Annotated in this window: 24 protein-coding genes and 1 pseudogene; 1 reads left to right on the forward strand and 24 read right to left on the reverse strand. The window is 58.8% G+C overall.

Features of this window, described 5'->3' with window-relative positions:
* The 14 genes from NKH89_RS32350 to NKH89_RS32415 all read right to left on the reverse strand — a co-directional run.
* On the reverse strand, positions 1-237 hold a 237-nt coding region (locus NKH89_RS32350; protein WP_352710931.1), incomplete at its 3' end, for a hypothetical protein.
* Between the two features lie 415 nt (positions 238-652).
* Complete coding sequence (locus NKH89_RS32355) at positions 653-928, reverse strand: hypothetical protein (RefSeq protein WP_156948355.1); 276 nt, start codon at positions 926-928, stop codon at positions 653-655.
* Entirely contained in the window at positions 822-1040 is a 219-nt protein-coding gene (locus NKH89_RS32360; RefSeq protein ID WP_084643140.1) for an HK97 family phage prohead protease, read from the reverse strand. The genes NKH89_RS32355 and NKH89_RS32360 overlap by 107 nt, the downstream gene beginning before the upstream one ends.
* A gap of 15 nt (positions 1041-1055) precedes the next feature.
* Positions 1056-1298, reverse strand: a complete 243-nt coding sequence (locus NKH89_RS32365; protein WP_023722868.1) for a hypothetical protein — start codon at positions 1296-1298, stop codon at positions 1056-1058.
* Positions 1299-1332: 34 nt separating this feature from the next.
* Entirely contained in the window at positions 1333-1701 is a 369-nt protein-coding gene (locus tag NKH89_RS32370; RefSeq protein WP_156948351.1) for a hypothetical protein, read from the reverse strand.
* A gap of 24 nt (positions 1702-1725) precedes the next feature.
* Positions 1726-2337, reverse strand: a complete 612-nt coding sequence (locus tag NKH89_RS32375; RefSeq protein WP_352468039.1) for a hypothetical protein — start codon at positions 2335-2337, stop codon at positions 1726-1728.
* A gap of 293 nt (positions 2338-2630) precedes the next feature.
* The gene (locus NKH89_RS32380; protein ID WP_023722865.1) at positions 2631-3260 is read right to left on the reverse strand and encodes a hypothetical protein; all 630 of its coding nucleotides are present in this window, start codon (positions 3258-3260) and stop codon (positions 2631-2633) included.
* 70 nt (positions 3261-3330) lie between these two features.
* Positions 3331-3510 (reverse strand): hypothetical protein, encoded by a 180-nt coding sequence (locus NKH89_RS32385; RefSeq protein ID WP_031195317.1) that lies wholly within the window; start codon positions 3508-3510, stop codon positions 3331-3333.
* 348 nt (positions 3511-3858) lie between these two features.
* Entirely contained in the window at positions 3859-4305 is a 447-nt protein-coding gene (locus NKH89_RS32390) for a hypothetical protein (protein WP_156948347.1), read from the reverse strand.
* A gap of 77 nt (positions 4306-4382) precedes the next feature.
* Entirely contained in the window at positions 4383-4610 is a 228-nt protein-coding gene (locus tag NKH89_RS32395; RefSeq protein ID WP_156948345.1) for a hypothetical protein, read from the reverse strand.
* Between the two features lie 31 nt (positions 4611-4641).
* Positions 4642-4848, reverse strand: a complete 207-nt coding sequence (locus NKH89_RS32400) for a helix-turn-helix transcriptional regulator (protein ID WP_084643138.1) — start codon at positions 4846-4848, stop codon at positions 4642-4644.
* 296 nt (positions 4849-5144) lie between these two features.
* Positions 5145-5606: a tyrosine-type recombinase/integrase gene (locus NKH89_RS32405; RefSeq protein WP_051409784.1), complete on the reverse strand. Its 462-nt coding sequence runs from the start codon at positions 5604-5606 to the stop codon at positions 5145-5147.
* Positions 5497-5883: a phage integrase central domain-containing protein gene (locus NKH89_RS32410; RefSeq protein ID WP_023722859.1), complete on the reverse strand. Its 387-nt coding sequence runs from the start codon at positions 5881-5883 to the stop codon at positions 5497-5499. The genes NKH89_RS32405 and NKH89_RS32410 overlap by 110 nt, the downstream gene beginning before the upstream one ends.
* A 348-nt stretch (positions 5884-6231) precedes the next feature.
* Positions 6232-6498 (reverse strand): DNA -binding domain-containing protein, encoded by a 267-nt coding sequence (locus NKH89_RS32415; RefSeq protein WP_031195313.1) that lies wholly within the window; start codon positions 6496-6498, stop codon positions 6232-6234.
* Positions 6499-7144: 646 nt separating this feature from the next.
* Here NKH89_RS32415 and NKH89_RS32420 point away from each other — a divergent pair.
* Positions 7145-7615, forward strand: a complete 471-nt coding sequence (locus NKH89_RS32420; RefSeq protein WP_031195311.1) for a Ros/MucR family transcriptional regulator — start codon at positions 7145-7147, stop codon at positions 7613-7615.
* Positions 7616-7852: 237 nt separating this feature from the next.
* Here NKH89_RS32420 and NKH89_RS32425 read toward each other — a convergent pair.
* The 10 genes and pseudogenes from NKH89_RS32425 to NKH89_RS32470 all read right to left on the reverse strand — a co-directional run bounded on the left by NKH89_RS32425 (position 7853) and on the right by NKH89_RS32470 (position 19593).
* Positions 7853-8052 (reverse strand): annotated as a pseudogene (locus NKH89_RS32425) (cold-shock protein).
* Between the two features lie 1687 nt (positions 8053-9739).
* The gene (locus NKH89_RS32430; protein ID WP_031195309.1) at positions 9740-10168 is read right to left on the reverse strand and encodes a DUF309 domain-containing protein; all 429 of its coding nucleotides are present in this window, start codon (positions 10166-10168) and stop codon (positions 9740-9742) included.
* Between the two features lie 778 nt (positions 10169-10946).
* Entirely contained in the window at positions 10947-11738 is a 792-nt protein-coding gene (locus NKH89_RS32435) for a calcium-binding protein (RefSeq protein WP_352468040.1), read from the reverse strand.
* A 197-nt stretch (positions 11739-11935) separates the two neighbouring features.
* Positions 11936-12637, reverse strand: coding sequence for an IS6 family transposase (locus tag NKH89_RS32440; protein WP_023722851.1), 702 nt, complete (start codon positions 12635-12637; stop codon positions 11936-11938).
* Complete coding sequence (locus NKH89_RS32445) at positions 12634-13155, reverse strand: hypothetical protein (RefSeq protein ID WP_198030579.1); 522 nt, start codon at positions 13153-13155, stop codon at positions 12634-12636. Before NKH89_RS32445 ends, NKH89_RS32440 begins: the two co-directional genes overlap by 4 nt.
* A 158-nt stretch (positions 13156-13313) precedes the next feature.
* Positions 13314-13691 (reverse strand): hypothetical protein, encoded by a 378-nt coding sequence (locus tag NKH89_RS32450; RefSeq protein ID WP_156948343.1) that lies wholly within the window; start codon positions 13689-13691, stop codon positions 13314-13316.
* Positions 13692-13784: 93 nt separating this feature from the next.
* Positions 13785-13988, reverse strand: coding sequence for a hypothetical protein (locus NKH89_RS32455; RefSeq protein ID WP_031195303.1), 204 nt, complete (start codon positions 13986-13988; stop codon positions 13785-13787).
* A complete protein-coding gene (locus NKH89_RS32460) occupies positions 13985-14431 on the reverse strand; it encodes a hypothetical protein (protein WP_023722846.1) in 447 nt (148 codons plus the stop codon). Before NKH89_RS32460 ends, NKH89_RS32455 begins: the two co-directional genes overlap by 4 nt.
* Positions 14432-14866: 435 nt before the next feature.
* Positions 14867-18337: an ATP-binding protein gene (locus NKH89_RS32465; protein WP_352911377.1), complete on the reverse strand. Its 3471-nt coding sequence runs from the start codon at positions 18335-18337 to the stop codon at positions 14867-14869.
* The gene (locus tag NKH89_RS32470) at positions 18334-19593 is read right to left on the reverse strand and encodes a metallophosphoesterase family protein (RefSeq protein WP_023722843.1); all 1260 of its coding nucleotides are present in this window, start codon (positions 19591-19593) and stop codon (positions 18334-18336) included. Before NKH89_RS32470 ends, NKH89_RS32465 begins: the two co-directional genes overlap by 4 nt.
* Positions 19594-19802 lie beyond the last annotated feature (209 nt).

Here is a 19802-nt window from a genome sequence, read left to right on the forward strand (position 1 = left end):
TGCATAGCCGAGCGACCGCTGAGGGCGATCGTGACGAATTGGTGGCGAGGAAAAAGTCCCTGTGGGTAACAGATCGGCGATCTGCAAAATTGGCTGCAAACCCGTCCGAAAGCTCGCCAGAACCCAAGGCAAGAGCGCGCGGTAAGTGAAGCGTGCCAGCCTCTTGCCGCGCGTACTTCGTTCGCATGGTTCGATTACATTAGCTTGATCTAATATACTAACCAGCCAGTCGAGCATTCCCGAACGCTCGCTGGTCAGGCCCAGCGGCCGCCCCCCTAACCCAAGCTGCTGGGCCGCCCGCTAAGGAAGTGCGTTGTATCACTGATACGGTCGTCGGTGACCGCCTCCGTACCGCGGCCGTGATCGCAACCACGTCACCGATGCCAACGCCCCGCATCGTACCACTCAAACGAATGGCCTGGATGCGTTTAGTATCCATTCTCGGGAGACCCACGCCTGGGTGTCGCTTGGGAGACAAGTGACTCCCCTTTAAAGGCATCGAGATGCTACGAGCGCCGAAAAGTCAGTTCCTTAACCTAAAGATCGGGCGATTTGCCAGCGGGTTGTCGACCAGATAACCGCCGACGCTAAATGGTACAGCACTTCGATAGACGGTCAGATTCTGGCCTCGACCACGCTGAATCTCTTTCAATCAGGGGTCGTAAACGAAACGAATTTGCTGGCACATGTTGGCGCGCGGCGCCACGACTTCACTAAACTGACAGGCTAGCTCCACCCGGGCGGAAACAGCGCGTTTCAGCAAATCGTGAATTGACCTGCATCCATGGAAGCCGGTTGGCGGCACGGCAGTTGGCTGAAGATCAAGAGCTACATGGTGGAAGAATATGACTTGCTCGGCGGGTGGACCGGCCGCTGCGATATTTGCTGTCGCGGCGGCCAACACACCCAAGTGGCCGGCTGCTGTCATGCGACCACAGAGCCGCCACGTCAGGATTGTGGAGCAATGAGTTGTCGAAAGATCCGCGCGCAAACTGTTCAACGAAGAGACCCGCGATAGTCGCGGGTTGGCTCCATTGGATGGCGTAGCCCGATACTCAGCCATTCGTCAGCCTCTGCAGGCGCTTCTCCGCTTTGTCTAGCGCAATGCGGCGCGCGATGACCTTTGCGCTGTCACCACGCTTGGTGTGCTGTTTATCGCCCGGCAGTCTCACCAGACGTTGACCAGGGCGCCCCTTATCCGTGGCGGTTTCGTATTCTCGCCGTTCCATACTCACACTCCCTTGCGCACAGCCGCGCAGAACGCGCTGGAAAAATGCGAAAGATTCCCGTGCGGCCATTGAAAATGACCTGATGCATCGTGAGCTTCCAAATCTATGCGCAACTGTTCCAACTCGCGAAGCGGCACCATCGCGGCCTCCAATGCGGCGGCGCGCGACAGCAGCACGGCTGCCGTATGTCGCGACGCTCCCGCAGACGTTTAGAAATGATGTCAATGGCAACCATAAGATCGCCGACCAACTTGCTCAGTTCGGCGGCACGCTGCCGTTTTCCCGTCGCCGAGTCGGGTTCATCACCAAGCAGGGCTGCAACGCTGGACGGAATGGACGGACCGCGCGCTTCGGCCAGTTCTTCACGCGGGCTCGCAAGCTCGCGATCGGCCAAACATTTTTGGGAGTTTAGGTCCTGAAGTTGCCGTTCGAGTTTTGCGAATTCCGGGTCGACATCGGTCAATTCGGGCATTACGAAAGGTCAGCTTTTGACATTTTACTGGTCTCCAAAAAGTTCATTGATGACGTCGACAAGCGCGGCGGCATTGATTTCGACAGATTTGCGATGGCGAGAGGCCTGCCAGTGACTTGGCGCGCCCGCGTTGAAGCGTCGGGTGTCGATCTGGTCGATCGGCACGACTTCCGGCCAACTATTGACTACGGTGATGATGGTCTTTGCTGCCCGTGCTTTCGCCTCTGGCGAGCCAGTTGCAGCGATCTCGGCCAGGACGTCTAGCTCTTCACCAGTTGTGGCAACACTGATAGCAAATGGCGCGCCATCAGGAACGCCTTCACGGCGCAGGGCGCGGTAATCGCGCACCGCGTCAACAACAGCACGCAAAGGCACGTCCAGCGCCGCGCCAAGCATGAGTGACGCCACGTCTTGCGGGCTGAGATCTGGAGATGTCCAAGGCGCACCGGGCGGCAGAACAGCGGCGTCCGTGAGTATGCGGGCTACCGCGCCCACGCGCCCTTCATCGAAGCCGATACGCCGCACAATGGCGGCTACGGCTTGTAGGCATATTTGATCCTTGAGTTTGGAAATTCGTGATTGCGATGGTTTAAAAAAAACACCGTCGCAGCCCTGAAGGCTGGACGGTGAGCGCACGCAGCCTGGCCGGAACGCGCGCAATAATTCCCGCCTCTGGTGCCAGATTGACGGGTTGCGCCTGACGATGACGAGGCGTAGGGCCCAAAGCGGGTGGGACGCCGAAGCGCCCCATTCGTTGCTGTTGCCCCTTTAGGTTTTTGGGGCCACGATTTGGCACACGTCCCTAAGCGGCCCTGATTCTCGGGTTGTCATTCGCCACCGCCAACTTCGCCCACTTGCCAGCCGCCAATAGCTCAGCGCCTCCGCGACGGTCTGCATATCCGCCTTTAGCGCCGAAAGCCTTGCCGACCTCAGCAATTGCCGCCTGCTAAGATGACCTCGATGACAGTATCGATATTGGCCGGTGGGGTGATCGGATCGGCAGTTCCAGCCAGCCGTACGTCTCCACGACTCCTGCCCAACTTAAGCTGGCCTAGTCCGCCTATTGCACCCAGAAAGAATGCGCCAGGTGCGATCTCTGGAGGATGGAAGCTGAAGCAAGTTGCCGACGTGAATACTGCGTCGGGATGTATCCACTCCTGCGATTTTATAGAGACACCTCGCGACACCGTATCCCAGTTGCCTGCTCGTGCCGGTTCCGGTTCGGCATCGCCGAGCCGCGGTTGGGCAGACGGCAGCGCTATGCAGGCATCCAACGAACGTGGATCTGGATTCTTCCCTCTTGGCCTGCCGTCCTTTCGGCTCCGGTCGACATGCAGTCCCGCGTCAGTGGGCAGGTTGTCGTTGGCGGCCTGCGGAAGGCGCTCTCGAACGATGAGCCACAATGCGGCGGCCCCCTTCCCGTCGTGCTTTTTCAGCCAATTCCAAGCTGGCCGACCGCCACGAAAACGAATCCGTACAGCGGTGCGCTTCTCCGCCGGGTTGGCCTTCAGGAAGGCGTCTGTTGCTTCTAGTATTTCCTTGCGGGTGGTCTTTGTCATGGGTGGTCATCCCAATTCGAGAAACCGGCCAGGCCGGGTAGTCCGTTTCCGCAATGCGCGGGACGGGTAGTCAGTCGTCATCCTTTAAATCTTCGGCTTCGTCCTTGAGCTTCTGCCAGTCAGCGCCGTGCTTCCGCAATAATGTGCGCGCCTGTTTGGCCGATAGGTCCGTGACTTCGGTAAGGTGCTCTACCTCAAGTTCTGCGCCCTTCTTAACGCGGCTATCGTCGCTCTTTTTCTTCACGGCCATATCTCCGCGCTCCTCGCCCATCGATCAGAGGCAACGAGCGCTAGTGAGCATTGTTCCGGACCTGTGGAACTATCTGCCCGCCGCATTGGTTTCTCCATTGAAAGGAGGACGATCATGCTAAAATTTTTACTTGGTCTTGGCGCGCTCATGCGGTGTTCCAAATCGGCCGAGACTTACAACGACAATCCTCCTAAGTCCCGCTTCAAGATGACCTGGTTTGACGACATTGCTGATAGCCGCCCTAAGAACTTTCTCATCAAGGGCGTCTCTCTCTCGATGTAAATAATCCCGGCCGTGTCGGCGTCACATTCTGGAATGTTGTCGACCACAACGCACCAGCGGAGGGCCTCACTGATATCTGCAGGTTCGTTGTCGGATCGCGGCTGTAACAGTTCGCGCTTGAACGTGTAGTGGTTCCCAGGCCACGTCTTCCGGCGCAACCATGATCGATCCGCCTGTCCTGGCCATATTGCCGTAGTGAAAACTGGCCAGCCTCTCTGCGTCGCCATTGTTGATAAGGTCGAGGAACCTTTCTGCTTCAGTGTGGGTGCGGTCATTCGGCGTCGGCTCCATGAGCGCGGCAACAGCGGCGCTGGCAATTTCGGCAACAAGAGAACGAGAAAACGTGACGACGCGCCCACCATGAGCGTTCGGCGCGAAAACGGCGAAGCCGCCATCGGGTCGCTTGGACACCTTCAGATTATAGATTTTCACGGCATCATTCAGTGCTACGTCGACGCGCGCAATGACGTTGCCGCAGCCTGGCGGCTCCGGTCGGGCATCAAGGATTTTCAAGGGGAGCGGTCCAGTCTTGGAGTGCCGCCGTTGGTCGGCGGTGTTTTTTGAAGAAACGCCGCGGCCCGTCAGTGTGCTCACTCTCGAGCGATGCGCATTGCTGTCATTTCAATCAATTCGCCAAGGAAGCGGATGCTGACTAAGCCCTGCGCTTCTCGATCTTTGTCTGTTCGGTCGATGGGCCACTCCTCTTGCAGTAGGTGCAAGCCGGTTGCGAACTTTTCCCTATTGAAGTCCGGAACATCCTCTATCAAGCGGATCAGAAGATGCTGCAGGAACGCCTTCTCGGTAGCCTTCCAAAGCATAAACATTTCGCAACAGTTTCGGCATTGTGGCTCATGCTGCCGCGCTCGCGGCGATATGCTTATCAATCCACTCTTCGACCTCGGCACGCATATATGCACTACGTCGTTCGGATAGCGAAACGGGCTTCGGGAACCCCCCGGCTTCGGCCATCAAAATCAATAGTGTACGAGAAAGAGACGTGGCTGCCGCCGCGTCTTTTGGTGCGATCAGGCGCGGTCGGTTGTCGTTTGCTGTCATCGGAATCCCCAGTGCAACCCGGCGCAAAAAGAGCGTGCGGAAAATCCAACGTGCGAAGGGGCACGTTCAAACTCTGAATCTTTAGAGAGGGATTCGGGTCGCCGTTAACTTAGGCGAGGTAAGCCAAGGTGAAGAACAATATGCGTTTTCGCCTGTAATGTCGATATGGTCAACGGGCTTTATTTTCACAATACTGTGCCAGTCTACCATCAAGCCGCGTCTTTTTTGCGACGCGGTGCCACGTCTGTATGCGGCTTCGGTCTTGTCCTTGAGCACATGAGCCAAGGCCGCCGCGGCTACATCGCGCGGGTAATCGGTCTATCGCCAGCCCAATCACGGAACGATGAGCGCAGACCATGCAAGGTCGCATCGCCCGCACCAGCGGCCCTAAGCGCCTTCGTCATCGCTGTGTCGCTGATTGGCCTTCCGTCGCGTCCACCTTCGAACACCAGATCGCTGGTCGACTGCTGCTGTGTAGCGCGGAGGATTGTCACGGCGCGCTCGGAAAGCGGAACCTCATGGTCGCGCGCAGCCTTCATCTTTGCGGCGGGTACCGTCCACAAGGCCGCATCAAGGTCGATCTCCGGCCACACTGCGCCGCGAACCTCACTGGAACGCGCTGCGGTCAATGCGGCGAACTCCACAGCCCTAGCTGACACGCCAGCGGCGGCTCGTAGGCGCTTGATGATGGCAGGCAGTTCCTTGTAGCCGACTGTTGCGTGATGGCCGCGCGTGAGCTTCTGTCGAGCCGGAAGCATATCCTTCAGGCCTCTCCGCCAGTCGGCAGGGTTGTCGCCGACATAAAAGCCGCCTCGCCTTCGCGTGATCCATTACTGCTGCAATGCACATGCGGAGGCGGTCAGCAGTCTCTGGTATCTTCTCCCAGATCGGCTTCAGCGTCTCGACCACGTCGTCGCGCGCGATCTCGGCGATCGGCCTCTTGTGCAGCGGCTTGGCATATTCACGCAACGTCATCGACCACTGCGCCTTGTGCTTCCCATTGCGGAAAGACTTCTCCTTCACCGCTATCTTCATCGGAAAGCGAGCCGGGAAAGTGTCTCGCTTGACGATTCGAAAGACCCGCTGTTTATAGCTTTTTCATCGGCTTCTTTCGTTATCGTTGGCGTCGGAATTGTCCTGCCTGCATGGTTGGCTTTTCATGTTGGCGGTTCGGGTTTGGTTGGCCTCGTGTTGCTGTCGTCCAGCGTGGCGGGTCTGGTGCTCGCACCGGTCGCCGCCATCTGGTCGATCGTCATGATGGAGCAAAGAACTGAGGTCTTTCAATTTGAACCTAATTCCCGCAGCCCCGACCGTGAGACCGCTCTTTTCGCGGACGCCGTAACCACATCTGAACAGGCGGAGCGTGTCGCCGCCTGTTCGCCCTCATCCGGCGAACAATTCCTTGTAACCGGTCGTCACCATCCAGTTCGCCCGATCGAGATGGCTTCGCACAGTTTTCCGGGCCCGCTCCGGCTCTTGCACCGGATCGATGCCGAGGATGACCTGCGCCATCTCCTCATAGCTTGCCTCGTCGGCACCTGCATCCAGGAGCCTCAGGTAGGTCGTGAAGTGCTGACGGTCGTAGCTGGTCAGGCTGTCAGACCAGGGCACTTCTTCTTTAAGACCTGGTTTAACGTCTGGATATTTCATCATGACATCGGGCTCCGGAAGTAAGTGATCGAAGAGCGATTGTTCTTTTCGACAGCCTAACCAAGGATGGGAAACATCGTAGCTAAGACACCATCGCGATCATGACCCGCAAGCGCCCGCTCGAGGCGATATGCGCATCTTCTGACCGGTTCGACCCAGGTGAGGGATGAATTGCAAAAAGCTCAAGACCGTGCGGCGCGCACATCGGGTTTCGCATTGTTGGCCATCAAGGTCGTTTGTGACCACAGGATTAACAGGCAAAGCTTGTGCTTGAATTACCGTGATGCTCAGCATCGGTTCAACCACCTTATTCGAGTTCGTAGCGCCTGCCGAGGGCGCGCTGGCCGGGGCGCAGGTCAAATCGAAAGTCAAGAACCGAAGACTAGCTACCGCGTCCGTGAGGGCTTCGTGAGCTGCGCAAGGACGACCTTGGGGCTTCATGGGTGGCGCAAAGCATCTTTGGCCCTTCGTTTTGCCCGGCCGACAGCGCGCAGATCAACACGCCCACGACGGCGGATGCAGCGCTATGGTCCTCGGTGCCGACGAGCATCGCGATAGTCCTGCCGGGCTGTATTTGCTTTCAGCGGCGACCGCCACTATGAAGCGACGCTTCGCCGACTGTGTTTCACGCCGCCTGGAGAGTTTCATGACAGAAGAAGCCGCAAAAAACATTGACACCCTCATCGAGCTCACCGCCGATGTCGTCTCAGCCTATGTCTCCAACAATCCGGTCCCGGTGGGGGATCTCCCTGCCCTGATCGGCCAAGTGCACGCGGCGCTGAAAGGCACGGCCGCAGGCGTCACCGCACAAAAGCCGGTTGCGCTTACGCCTGCTGTCCCAATCAGGAAGTCGGTGACACCGGACTACATCATCTCCCTTGAAGACGGCAAGAAATTCAAATCACTAAAGCGCCATCTGTCGACCCACCATGGGCTGACGCCAGATGAATATCGCGCCAAATGGGGCCTGCCGGCGGATTATCCCATGGTCGCGCCGAACTACGCCGCGGCGCGCTCGACTTTGGCCAAGACGATGGGGCTCGGCCGCAAACCGAAAGCGCCGGAAGCGCCGGAGCCGGCAGTGGCGAAGCGGACCCGCAAGAAGGTCGCAGGTTAGAATTTCGGCAATCGAGGTTCGTTCTGGAGCGCGCAACTGCCGTCGGCATTTGCGCAGAATACGAGAAGGCGGGGACAGCCCGCCTTCAACTGCAAACATTCTCGTTTCACAAGAAGCGCGTCCGCTTGCAGCAATCTGCTGCGCCGAGCCCTATTCTCGCCCGCTCTTGTCGAGCGGCCGTCAGTACATCCGGACTTGCCGCGTCCTCCCGGCTCTTGCCGGGGGGCAGGAGAAAAATCAGCCAGCTTTGCTGAGGCTGCCAGCGGAGGATTTGCCAGTGCGGCGATCCTGTTCGATCTCATAGTTGATCTGAGGGTCGAGAGGCCCGCGCGTTCGACAGCGGAAATGTGGACGAAAACATCCTGACCGCCATTGTCGGGCTGGATAAATCCAAATCCCTTGGTGCTGTTGAACCACTTCACGGTTCCAGTTGCCATGTGCGTATTCCTTGTAAAGTTTGCAACACGTTCTGGTTCGGCGATCATGCCGGGCCGTTCATAGTATAACGCAGCAAATGCGAAAGACCGGAAGGCCCGGAGCGACACGCCGTGGTAAGCGCATCGTGCAGCCAGTGGACTGGCCGCGACCAAGCGGCAGTCGCAAAGGCAGACGAAACTAACGCATCACGTGGTGAACCTTGCAATGAGGAGTCGGGGGCCGGCACCTCGTACGATCGCCATCGTCAAGAGGAGTCGGAGCGTTAATCACTGCGGCCAGCGCGGATGCGATCGATCGGGCGTGCGTTTTGCTGGGATCAGTCCAAAGGTGAGTCAGGAACAACCGCCCAAGCGATCGACGACTTCCTGCTTGATTTGATGACCCTGGTGGTTGTTGTAGAAAACACCCGCAAGAGGCTCTACAATCCGGCGAGGCAGTTGGCGCGCGTGAGATTGACCAGGATCAGGCCGTTCTAGGCTGATTAGAGCGCCCACTCTCGCGAAGAAGGGGGCCGATCTGATCATCGACAAAATCGAGCGCAGCAAAGCTGACCTGTATCCTGTGGGTGATCGCTGCTGCGATTCCTCATTCACCACCCAGCGTCTGGATCAACGACAACGAGGGCTGCGGAACAAGCCTGGTCAGCGCCACCTCTTGCGACTTCTCAACCCACACTAAGGGTTGATCGGTGGAGGAAAGCCGATGCGATGTGCACCAAGTGTAGCTTTGGGATTGCCGACCGCTTGCGGAGCGCAATCCGTGCCCGGCCACCCATGACATCCGGCATGCGGACCATCAGCAGCATAATCAGTCGCAGGTGACCGATTCAAAAAATGCATTGGACGGGTCCGATTTACACGGGAACATGCGAGCATGGACAAGGGTGGCGGCCATCTTCATTGCATTTTGAATATTTTGCGGCTTCGCGATGGGCCTAATAAAGGCGACTGCGTGGGCGATATTGTCGTTATGGCGGTCATGCTGACAGCAGGACAAGAGATCGGGAGCGTGGGCCCCGGCCTCAGCGGTTAGCCGCTTCAGTCGTGGCTTGGACGACAGCAACGTCTTGGAAAACCGTTGGAGAATGCGTGGGGGCGGGTGGACGAAAGCGTGCGATCGGCCTAGACGACATTCGCAACTCTCCTGAGTCTGCCGAGAGCCTATGAGGCAGCAGCGACCCTTTGTCGTCGAGATCAAACAGAAGCGTTGGCTCGTGAAGCGGCCACACTCAATCTGGGCCGGCATCGACTTGGCCGCCATCACGAACGATATCGCGGAAGCGAGACTGAAGGTCCGATCGCTGAAGCGCCGATTGTTCCTTGCGAAGATATCCGTTCTCGGCCCATGGCCGCCGTTGGTGAAGCAGTACCCGACGCCAAGGACGTGATCATGCCCGACGTATCGCTTCCTAAGCCGCCGACGGTTGAGGAAGCGCCGGTTCCGAAGGCATCGAACGCACCGACTGGAGGCAGACGGACCCGCAAGAAGAAGCGGTGGCAGAAAGATGTTGCTTTGCCGCGAGATGAACGATGGAAGCGGCGCCTGCCATGGGTGCTCCGCCAGCGCCGGGCTGTGCCGTAGGTCAACTGCGCCAGGATTGAAGCTGCCCTTGTCGAACTGTCCATGACAGGTCGGCAGTGCACCCAAATAACTAAGAGGCTTGAACCGTACTGTAGGGGTTGCCTATCAGACGCCCTCGGATTTAGGGGCGAGAATGAAATCGAAAACGGGCTCAGGCTGGCCAGGCATCGGCTCTCGCAAAACAGCCGGGAAAGTTGTGGCCGCTTCGGCGTGTACCGCGAGCGCGGCAGGTGTCATTCCGAGTGCGGCCTCAAAGGGCCGGCTCGGCAGAGGCGCCACCCGACGAAAAAGCGCTGCAGCTCTCGCCGCATGGCGCGCGGCAGCGACCGGCTTTCCCTCGCGGATCTTCACCCCGGCCGCCGCCAACAGGATCAATCCCTTGAACAAAAGGCGATGCTGAGTGCTTTGTTTCGCAGCGTGCCAAAGAGGCTCCCAAGCCTCATGGGCTTCCCAGTAATAACCGTGATTGAACAGGTCGATACCCCATCGGAACCCGTTTGAGCTGAGTGATTCCTCGACGGCAACAACGGTCATCGGGTCGCTTTGGTAACTGTGACCCAGCGGGTCGCGAACCGGATGCGGATGTTTGCCAGGCAGGTATGCGTAGCCCGGGAAATTCTTTTCGGGTAGCAAGCGACGACGTGACATAGACCCCAGCAATCATGAAAGCACGTCGATGACAATCATGTCATATGGAATCTGATGGACACCGCTGCATTGGCTGCTGGGTCCTTCCATCCCTGAGATTTCAGCCTCCGCCGTACACGCACGACGCCGGACGTCTTCGGTGGCAGACGCCGATAGCGCTTGACCGTCTTGAAGCCCGACTACTCGCGCACCGAAGACTGACGCTGCTTCTGCGAGCAGCAAGCCCGGTCGCAAGGCCGAAGGCGACGCCAGGGTAGTTCGGATCGATCTCTGCCCGGAGCCAGTCGCGCCGGCGTTCAACGTGAGCAGTTTGATGACGGGAACGAAGCTGGGTCTCACTGCGGAGCGGCTGCTGCTGGCGGGGATTCGCGCGCTGGTGCCTCATCGCCGCCGCGCCATCTGCTTAGCCCGCAAGCTAGGAAGCGGCGCTCAGCCGGCTAGAACGGGCGAAGTGACCAGAGCTCCGAAGCTGACGCAAGCGTACGGTCGGCAGCAAGTGGCATATGGACGAGACGTACATCAAGTCCGCGGCCAATGGATGTATCGGCTTCATCAAGCTCTACACGCTGCGACTGCTCCCGGGCGCCCCGGCCCATCGCAAGTAGCGGAAACGGAAAGCGCCCGCCCAGGGGGGCGGGGCGCTGTTCCGTATGGGTTTTCTGGATCAAACGAAGGTGAAGTCCGACGCGGTCAGGCCTAGGTCGGCCACGGTGACCACACCGCCCAGGTGGACGAACTCATGCGCGCTGTTGTCGGCGGTGACATAGGCCAGAGTTGCGACTCTGTCGCTGTAGCTGCTTTGGTAGACAATGATGTCGCCGGCGTGCTCGCCGGAGATCGCACTCGCGGCTTCAGAAGCAGAGTTGAAAGATTCGCCAGTGATCACCACGACGTGTTCGCCGTTCGCACCCGAGGCCGCACCACTGTAGAAGCTGCTCACCGGGTAGCCGGACTGTATGCTGGCGTTGTTGACGAAGTTCGCGCCAAAACCGTCGTTGTAGAGGCCCACCGCATCGAAGGCGAACTTGTCCTCCGCCGGGTTGAAATCGGTGATAGTGGAAATGTCCGACTTCGACCCGACAACCCCAGGCACCGGATTGTGGAACTGGAACACGAACGTGTCACTGTCGGTGCCCCCGGTCAACGTATCCTGGCCGTCACCCACGTAGAGGACATCCTGGCCGGGACCGCCGCTGAGCCTGTCATTGTCCTCACCGGAGATGCGCGCGTTGAAGCGGCCGTTGTCGCCGGAGAGATCGTCCCAGCCATCTCCGCCGAAGATGCGGTCGTTACCCTCGCCGCCGATGACTCGGTCACTGCCCGCGCCACCCGAGATCTCGTCGTTGCCGCCACGACCGTCAATCCAGTCATTGCCCCCGAAACCCTCCATCCAATCTTCAAGCTCGGTGCCGAGGAGTGTTTCGGAACCCGGGCCACCCTCGATAATGTTTGCCATCGAAAATACTCCTAATGATGCACCCTGCCTGGCGCGTTCATATTCCTCATCGGATAATTAGAGAAATCGATTGCTTGGATAGACACACATTTACGAAATGGATGCACTCACGTTCACTTCCTTCTGCTGAGCAGTTGCGGGGGCATCGTAAACTTAAAGAGCGCGAGGCGGTCGTAGCCCGCTTGCCCCACGGCGGTTCAAGCCCGCGCGATTTTTGCCCAGAGGTTCATTGCCTCTGAACGCAGTTCGCGATGATGGCTGGAGGAGATTTCGTGGCGGGGGATGTGGAACAGGTTGGCAATCGGATCATGAATTGAGACGAAGCGCTGCAAATGGCGTTGTGACTTGAAGCGTTTCATGATCCGTTCCCGTCGCCGGACTGGCTGATGGGAATTCTCCGCCCGATTGTTCAAGCCTTGATGCGAACGGTGATCGACGCCCGGCATGATCTCTCGCTTTGCAGCGTCGTAAGACCGAAGCTTGTCGGTGATCATCACGCGCGGCGCGCGGCCTTGGCCCTTCAACAGCTTGCGCATCAGACGCTTGGCCGCCTTGGCATTGCGACGACTTTGCACCAGAACTTCCAGGACGAAACCGTCCTGATCGACGGCGCGCCAGAGCCAGTGCTTCTTGCCGCGGATCGAAACGACGGCCTCGTCGAGATGCCACTTGTCACCCAGCCGACCCGCTGAGCGGCGGCGGATCTCGCTGGCAAAGGTCCGCCCGAATTTCTCTGCCCAAAGCCGGACTGTCTGATGCGAGACAATAATCCCTCGTGCCGCCAGCAAGTCCTCGACCATTCGCAAACTGAGAGGAAAACGGAAATAGAGCCAGATAGCATGGGCGATGATCTCGGCGGGGAAGCGATGGCGGCGGTAGAGTGGGTCACGCTCTGTCATAGCCCGTCATCGCACATCGGTATCCACGCTTCGTTAAGTTGACGATGCCCCCCTTGCTCCCCGATAAGATGGGCAAGATTGGGTTTGAGATCGGCCAATCTGGCCAGCACCTCTTGGGCATCGCCTTCACGGACTGCCCAATGCGTGCGGTAGAGCTGGAACCGGTCCGCGCCGAACACCGACCCGGCCATCTCAATGTCGTCGAAACCCACCTCGCCGAAATCGACCAATGTCTCGAAAGTGGTGGAGACCTCTCTTCGCCCTGGCGTGGTGTCGGAGATCCGACCGTACTTGATGAGCATGGAGACGGCGTCTCCGGCCGACTTGATCTCACTGCACAGAAAAGTCGGCAACTTTTCGAGAAAGGCGATCGCAGTGGAATCGAGGCTTTCAAGCCGCTTCTCGGTGTCAGGCGGCGTGTATTCGAACATGCGCCCTCGCCCGATGGTGACGACATCGACGTTCCCCTCGACATATTCCCAGTTGCCAAAAGAGATGTAATTGAAGTTCTCCGTCATGAGTCCCATTCCGTTCGCCAAGCGCATTCTCTAAAGACGCCGGGCGGCGAGAGCAATTTAGTACTCGAGCGCATAACGGACACCTCTGCGATGCGGAGACGAACGAATGCTAGATTCCGTCAGCGGAATGCTCCCGCTGACTAGGATCGAACCAGCGCTCACGATTTGCGCTTCGCAACATAGTTGCGAAAGGCCTCTTTGAATTTCGCTTCGAGATCTACTGCCTGGGCCGAAGTCGGTGACGACAGGTCGAACTCCCAACCGGCTTTATGGTAGGCAATCATCCTTGCTGCGGAATCGGAGGTCGTGTTGGTCACCAGCAACCGATCTTGCTTACCGAGTTCTTCGGCGAGTCCGAGATATCCTCGCGCCAAACCCAACTTCAGGGTGCTCGCGTAAAATTTACATTCGGCTGCGTTCAGGACCTTGCTAGCACGAGGATGCACCTTTTCTTTGCGACAGACGCGCGCTTCGTGTTGATCGATCACGGCGAGATCGCATTCGTGGAGGACACCCGAGCGCCCCGACACTTTCACGCCGATATGCGCCTCAAGCGGCGGGCAGCCTGGTAAGCCTATAACGGCGTGGGTGTATTTCTTCTTCGGGCTGAAGATGTCGCCCGGCGAGGTTCAGAAAATCAAGTTGGTGGTGGCATTTCCATCGTTCGCCTCGAAAGCGATGGTGGCCCCAGCGGCGCGGGCCGCCCTCACGACGATCGCGAGCGTATAGCCTTCGAACACGTCGTTGGCGTCCGACGCCGCGGAGTAATTCATGCCATGTGCCGGACCGAGAATCGCGGAGATCTGTCCGACGAGAGTCGATGCGGTCATCATGCGGCGGTAACTCCAGCTTGCTGGCGCAGTTCCCGGAAGCGGCGGCGGGCTGCCTCCTGCTGTTTGCCTGAATCGCTGCGCAAGCTGTGGCCATCATCGCCTTCTCGTTCAGAAACGAACGTCACGCTCTTTACTTCCAAGATCTTCAGCGCATCGGTTGCGAACTGCGGGAGAGCCAATATGCGATCGATGGCATCGAGAAGAAGATTTAGGCGCTCAATGTTGGAAAAGAGCTGAGTCGTAACGAACTCCTGCATTTGCCGTCTGCCGCGCCGCTGACCCGCGACTTGGTCATCGATGAACTCGCTGGCATCAGCTTTAGTGATGACCGTCTTCCCGAGATAGATGCTCTCCTCAACTTGCTCTACTACCCAATTCAACCCGACCTTTCGGAGCACATCCGATATTTCATCATAAGCGCTCTTCGCCTCTTGTTCATCCATCGTTTTTCCCCCGGAGCTGTTGTTGTGTCACGCCATGATAGCAGCTGCGGTGCCTACCTCTGCTCAATGCGGTAGAGAGATCAAGTACACGGAGGCATTTATACCGGTCCGAATGTCCACTCTCCTACAATTCAATGTCGATTGTCAGCGAGCGGTCAGCATCCGGGATTCGCGGCGGGGTCCAATCCCAATCAACAATGCCTGGTCCTGCAGAAAATTGTCGTTCGGTGTGACCCGCGTGGATGACGGCTTTGTCCCGGCGCAGTCGCTAGGGTCGCTCGCCGCCGAGACCTCGGAGGAATGACCGGTTTCGGGAGAAGCGTGTCGTCGTCCGAAAGGCGGAGATGGGGCGCAAAGCGGCCATCCAAGGTTCGGCCTACGGAAGTCGTCTTTGGGTAGCAGGTGCATCAACTCATGCTACGCGACAGCAGGCAACTATCCGAGCTCGTGGATCGTTACGCCCGGCACGACAGCCTTGGCGATCTCGCATAGGTGCTGGTGATGCGTAAGGTAGATCACCTGACCCGCACTTGCCATCTCGCCAAACAGTCTGAAAACCTCCTCGGACCGGAAATGGTCGAAAGTCTCCATTATGTCATCGGCAATGAATGGCACTGAGGGTCGAAACTGGGCAAATTCGTAATACCCGGCAAGCCTCAGGGCCAGGTAGAGCTGAAAACGCGCGCCCTTTGACAACGCGTCGGCGACCTTGGACTGCCCGTCGCGCTGCAATGCGATGAGGACTTCGCCGCCCTTCACCGGTTGGGTTGCCAGGCCCGAGTACTGACCGCGCGTGATGAGCGCGAAAGCGTCAGATGCCCGCGCCATCATCCCGGAGCGATGACGCTCGCGGTATACGCGCAGAGCGTTTCCAGCCGACATAACTCCCAGTTTAAGCTCGATATAATGGACGGCCTTTTCTTCGATTTCCAGAAGGACGGTGCGACGTTCGGCATCTATTCGGGCAACAGCACTATCGCCGCCAATGGCGTCCAGTTTGTCCGCCGCTCGCGTCTGCCGGATAAGCTGTTGTTGTATCGCTTCATCAAGATCCCGAAGCCGCTGCTCGCCTTCAGCCTTTTCGATTGCAAGGCTATCGAAATCGAGAGCATTCAATATTGAACACGCCTGTTCGATCCCCTCCACAGCGAGCTCGGTCGACAACTGCTCCTCAAGGTCGGCTACAGCAGCGCGCAGACGATCTCTGTCCCGCAGCAGCTCGTCGCGTTCCACGACTTCGGATAGGGTGGTTACGCCAAAGACGCCCAAGACCTCGTTCTTGCGGCGTTCATGCGCCGCGATCTCGACATCGAGTGTGCCACGAGCATCTTGAAGGCGCTGCAGGTCATTGACGAGGTTTGCCTTCGCCTCGCGAGTGCGATCGGCGCGCTCCAGGCGCTCAGCAAGCCGGATCGCCAACTGTTCCGGTTCGTCGTCGTTCGGCGGTTCACCCGCTTCGGCTGCAGCTGCGGTAATCTCGACAATGAAATTATCTCTGTCTGCCTCCATCTTCCCGATGCGGAGCTGCATGGCATCCCGATCCTGAAGGGTTTTGGACAGTTCAGCCAATTGATCGAGTACGCTCCCCACTCCGGGCGCCGAAAGCCCGCTCTCGAGCCAGGTACCCTTAAGCGCCTCCGCAACGCCGGCCAGCCATTCTTCCTCACGCCTTTCTGCCACGTCCACGGCCCGTCGTCTGGCAGCCAGATCCTCCTCCTTCGCGCTGACTGTTCGGAGCGCCTCGGCACGTTCAGCGTCCACTTTGAGCTGCCTGTCGAGGAACAGCTCTGTGACGGCCATGATCGTCTCCAAACTCTCTTCGGAGTCAGACTGTATTCCGACGCTCTCCAGCGCCCCGCTCAACTCCAGGCGTATCTGGTCTCCCTCGTCGGCCGCCCGACCAGCCTTCTTACGTGCGACCTCGATCCCCTCCCACGCCGCGAGCGCATCGGTCCGGGCAGAAGTACGATCCTCGATCAGTTCGATCATTCGTTCAGGCGAAGATTCCAGGCTATCTCCGAGCAGATCTCTTGCCGATACGCGGATTTCCGACAGTGCTGCTTCCACGTCCAAATCGACCTGGGAAAGTTGGGCGCTCGCACGCGAGATGAAGGCCGCGGTTTCGGCAAGGCTGCGGGTCGTGGTTCGGATCTCGGCGAGCTCCCGCACGTTGGCCAGACGAACTGCTCCAACACTGTCGTCACGAGCCAACGCTACCGCGAAATCGTCCGCTGTTTCGCCCTTAAGGTCATCTCGATGCCTTGTCCAAGCCTCGTCCCGGGCACGCCGGATGGCTGCGGCGGCTTCATCGTCCGTTATGTCAACCGAGCCACGAAGGGCGTCCAGCCGCGCCGAGAGCAACTCGTGATTGGCCTGGTATTCGGCAAGACGTTCTGAAAGGACTGCCCTGCTCGTCCCAAGCTCTGCTGAGCGAGTTTTCCATGCACCAATCTGCCGGGCCGTCGGAACTGAGATCTTGGCCAGCGCCTGAGCATCTCCGGACCAGGGATGCATGCGATGGACCGCTGTTTCCCATCGAATTCCGCTCTCGTCCTCTGCCTCCCGTGCCATCTTGATCTCCTTTAGGTGCCCACTCCCCCTCGCTTTCGACAAAGCCGAGGTAAGCCTTGCCCTGGCAGGCTCGGGCACGGCCCTTTCTTCACCGACCCGTTCGCGTGCCGTCTGAAGCGCATCAAGGGCTGCCGCGGCTTCGTCTCGGGCGACGCGCACGCTGGTAGCAATTCCGGATCGCTGCTCGACCATATTGCGAACAGCACCAGCAATGGCAGCAGGCAAAATCAGGGCGGCAGGCTCTGGCTCGGAGGACCTTCCCAGTGCGGCAAGGCAAGTTGCCATGGCGTTATCGAGTATTTGCAGCTCCGTCCTGCGACTGGGCAGGTCCAAGCCTGCCGAGATATAGCGCACCTTGCGATCCGCCAGTCCGCGAACCCGCTCGGAGATTGCAAGGATCACCTCGTCCACCTCGACCGACGCGATTTTCATCGTCACTCGCTCGACTTCGTCGACGTTTGCTGACAGCCGAGTTCTCAGGCTGGCGTCCTCATCGATCATTTCGGCGACACTACCTGTCCAGGTCCGTGGCGGTGAAGCGATGTCAGGCAACTCAGCCAGCCGGGCTACCTTACGTCGGATATCCGCGAGGATCGGGACTGCGCGGAGATACTTGGCAATGGTATCGAGCCTAGCCGACAGCACCGACCGTTCGGTGATGCTGCGATCGTATTTTTCCGCCGCATCAAGACGTTCGGCCTCGAGGGTCTCGAACGTCGAAGCCAGTGTGTCGATAGCATCCTTCCGGGACTTCAGTTCCGCAAGTCGCTTCTTGAGAAGCGCGAGTTCGGTTCCGTGTGCCTGCTTCCGATAAAGCCCGTCCGCTTCTGCCTCGAGCGCGCTTAATGTGTCACTCGCGTGTCCAAGACCGGCGCTGGCCGTGAACAGGAGCTTGCCCAGGTCTCCACGCGACTCCAGTATCGATTTTCCGCCGGCTTCCAGTGTCTCGTCGTCCAACGAGAACATGGTGCCGTATGCGTCCCGGGACAGACCTGCGAGATGTGCCGCAATCGCCAGTTCGCTCACCGGCTGGCCCATTGCGTTCAACAACAAGTTGTTGCGCTGTTTCGTGCGTGAGAACGTATGCTCCTCTCCCCCGAATTCGAGCACGCCGCCGATGCGCATCGCGCTATATTCATGCAGGAAATTGTAGCGGCTGCGTTCTTCAATCCCGAACAGCAAGTCCAGATAGCCGGAAAGCGCGGTTGACTTGCCGGCCTCGTTCAGCCCGAATACAATATGCAAGTCGGGCCCGGAATCCGGTTTTGGTCCGAACTCGATCGTCCTGTCGGTGAACTTTCCATAACGAATGAGATCAAGGCGCCGGAGCCTCATTGCGATCCACCTGCCTTGAGGCGGGCCGTGACCAGGTCAGCGCCGCTGGCAAGAACCCTGTCGAGGAATAATTCCAGCGCGGCCTCGTCTTTTCCGGCGAAGTCGCGCCCGTCGGGCGGAAGGTCCGCGATGGTTTTCAGGACGAATTCCCTCGCTTCAGCACGGAAGGCTTCTGAACTTGCATCGGCGCGCATGGATTCAGCGAGTTCGAAAATCGGATCCGCGACGCCTTCGAGTGCTTCCGTCCTGGGCGGAGAGAGGCCCAGCTCGAGCTTTTCCACCCATGTGTCGCCGGCCTGTTCCGCTACCTGCTCGGCTTCGGCCAGGAGCAGGTCCCTGTCGCGGATCAGTGCCCAAGACAAAGGCGAGTCACCGGTCAGACCGAGACGGACAACAACGTGACGGGATCTGACGGAAGCCCGGATATCTTCGAGCGCGGATCGGATTCGCCCGACGACTTCTGGCCACTCGACAGTCCCTGTCAGGTCGACGTTCACCCGCTCGAATTGCGCGATACTGGTCAGCCTTTCCTCGACCTCGACGGAACGGTCGTCACGTATCGTTACCAAAGTGACTGACTTTTCGCCGGCCTCGTTTATGTCCCTGCCTTGCGGCATTCCTGGCATCACCACCGTGCTCGCTCTAGGATGAACCTTGCGGACGTGGATGTGCCCGAGCGCCCAGTAGTCAAAACCATGGCCGTGCAAGTCAGCGACGCTGCAAGGGGCGTAGACGTCGTGACCGGGCGATCCGGCAAGACTCGTGTGCATGACACCCACATTGACCGCCCCTTCACGGGCGGCTGTATACTTGGGCAGCAGACTTTCAGGTGCCTTGGGGCTTGCGAAGCTCAATCCATGGAACATGACGTCAAGACCGCCGGCCGTTTGAAGTACGGACTGGGGACGGCCGCTGAAGATCGTTACCGTGTCGGGAAAGACGAGCTGTTTCGATATCCGCGACAGGGCGTCGTGATTTCCGCGGATCTTGAAAACCCTGACGCCGGCCTGGTGGAGGCGTGTCATCTGCGATGCCAGGAACCGTGCTGTTTTCATCGAAGTCTGATCGCCATCATAAAGATCGCCGGCAATGACGAGCGCATCGACGCGCTCCGCAAGGCACAGATCCACAATGGAGACAAACGCCTGGCGACTGGCGTCTCCGACGAGTTCGGCAAGATCGGGGCTTCGCATCGCGAGCGAACGCAGCGGCGAGTCGAGATGAATATCGGCCGTATGTATAAATCGAAATGCCATTCGGCGGTCTCCGGCCACTGAACATAGGGTGTTCGACTGCGGCTCGACAAAAAATTATACGACACGCGGTGTTGGCTGTCCTGAGCTCAGGCTGCCATTCATCTAGCACTCATGCCGGCGTAGTTTCGCTAGGCTCCTATCACGTCGCAGGATGCAGTTGTCAAAGCTCTGGCGGGACTTGCTATGTGCCTTTGCACCATCGATCTAGT

The sequence above is a fragment of the Mesorhizobium sp. M0923 genome, from assembly GCF_040319365.1.
GTDB lineage: Bacteria > Pseudomonadota > Alphaproteobacteria > Rhizobiales > Rhizobiaceae > Mesorhizobium.

What these genes read in the sequence shown, in the direction of transcription:
- NKH89_RS32410 (WP_023722859.1), bottom strand. Translation starts at nt 5,883, where the DNA reads ATGAAGATAGCGGTGAAGGAGAAGTCTTTCCGCAATGGGAAGCACAAG.
- NKH89_RS32420 (WP_031195311.1), top strand. Translation starts at nt 7,145, where the DNA reads ATGACAGAAGAAGCCGCAAAAAACATTGACACCCTCATCGAGCTCACC.
- NKH89_RS32430 (WP_031195309.1), bottom strand. Translation starts at nt 10,168, where the DNA reads ATGACCGTTGTTGCCGTCGAGGAATCACTCAGCTCAAACGGGTTCCGA.
- NKH89_RS32435 (WP_352468040.1), bottom strand. Translation starts at nt 11,738, where the DNA reads ATGGCAAACATTATCGAGGGTGGCCCGGGTTCCGAAACACTCCTCGGC.
- NKH89_RS32380 (WP_023722865.1), bottom strand. Translation starts at nt 3,260, where the DNA reads ATGACAAAGACCACCCGCAAGGAAATACTAGAAGCAACAGACGCCTTC.
- NKH89_RS32445 (WP_198030579.1), bottom strand. Translation starts at nt 13,155, where the DNA reads ATGACGGAGAACTTCAATTACATCTCTTTTGGCAACTGGGAATATGTC.
- NKH89_RS32470 (WP_023722843.1), bottom strand. Translation starts at nt 19,593, where the DNA reads ATGGCATTTCGATTTATACATACGGCCGATATTCATCTCGACTCGCCG.
- NKH89_RS32415 (WP_031195313.1), bottom strand. Translation starts at nt 6,498, where the DNA reads ATGAAATATCCAGACGTTAAACCAGGTCTTAAAGAAGAAGTGCCCTGG.
- NKH89_RS32385 (WP_031195317.1), bottom strand. Translation starts at nt 3,510, where the DNA reads ATGGCCGTGAAGAAAAAGAGCGACGATAGCCGCGTTAAGAAGGGCGCA.
- NKH89_RS32440 (WP_023722851.1), bottom strand. Translation starts at nt 12,637, where the DNA reads ATGACAGAGCGTGACCCACTCTACCGCCGCCATCGCTTCCCCGCCGAG.
- NKH89_RS32405 (WP_051409784.1), bottom strand. Translation starts at nt 5,606, where the DNA reads ATGCTTCCGGCTCGACAGAAGCTCACGCGCGGCCATCACGCAACAGTC.
- NKH89_RS32395 (WP_156948345.1), bottom strand. Translation starts at nt 4,610, where the DNA reads ATGCTTTGGAAGGCTACCGAGAAGGCGTTCCTGCAGCATCTTCTGATC.
- NKH89_RS32400 (WP_084643138.1), bottom strand. Translation starts at nt 4,848, where the DNA reads ATGACAGCAAACGACAACCGACCGCGCCTGATCGCACCAAAAGACGCG.
- NKH89_RS32460 (WP_023722846.1), bottom strand. Translation starts at nt 14,431, where the DNA reads ATGGATGAACAAGAGGCGAAGAGCGCTTATGATGAAATATCGGATGTG.
- NKH89_RS32455 (WP_031195303.1), bottom strand. Translation starts at nt 13,988, where the DNA reads ATGATGACCGCATCGACTCTCGTCGGACAGATCTCCGCGATTCTCGGT.
- NKH89_RS32355 (WP_156948355.1), bottom strand. Translation starts at nt 928, where the DNA reads ATGACAGCAGCCGGCCACTTGGGTGTGTTGGCCGCCGCGACAGCAAAT.
- NKH89_RS32370 (WP_156948351.1), bottom strand. Translation starts at nt 1,701, where the DNA reads ATGCCCGAATTGACCGATGTCGACCCGGAATTCGCAAAACTCGAACGG.
- NKH89_RS32465 (WP_352911377.1), bottom strand. Translation starts at nt 18,337, where the DNA reads ATGAGGCTCCGGCGCCTTGATCTCATTCGTTATGGAAAGTTCACCGAC.
- NKH89_RS32365 (WP_023722868.1), bottom strand. Translation starts at nt 1,298, where the DNA reads ATGGCCGCACGGGAATCTTTCGCATTTTTCCAGCGCGTTCTGCGCGGC.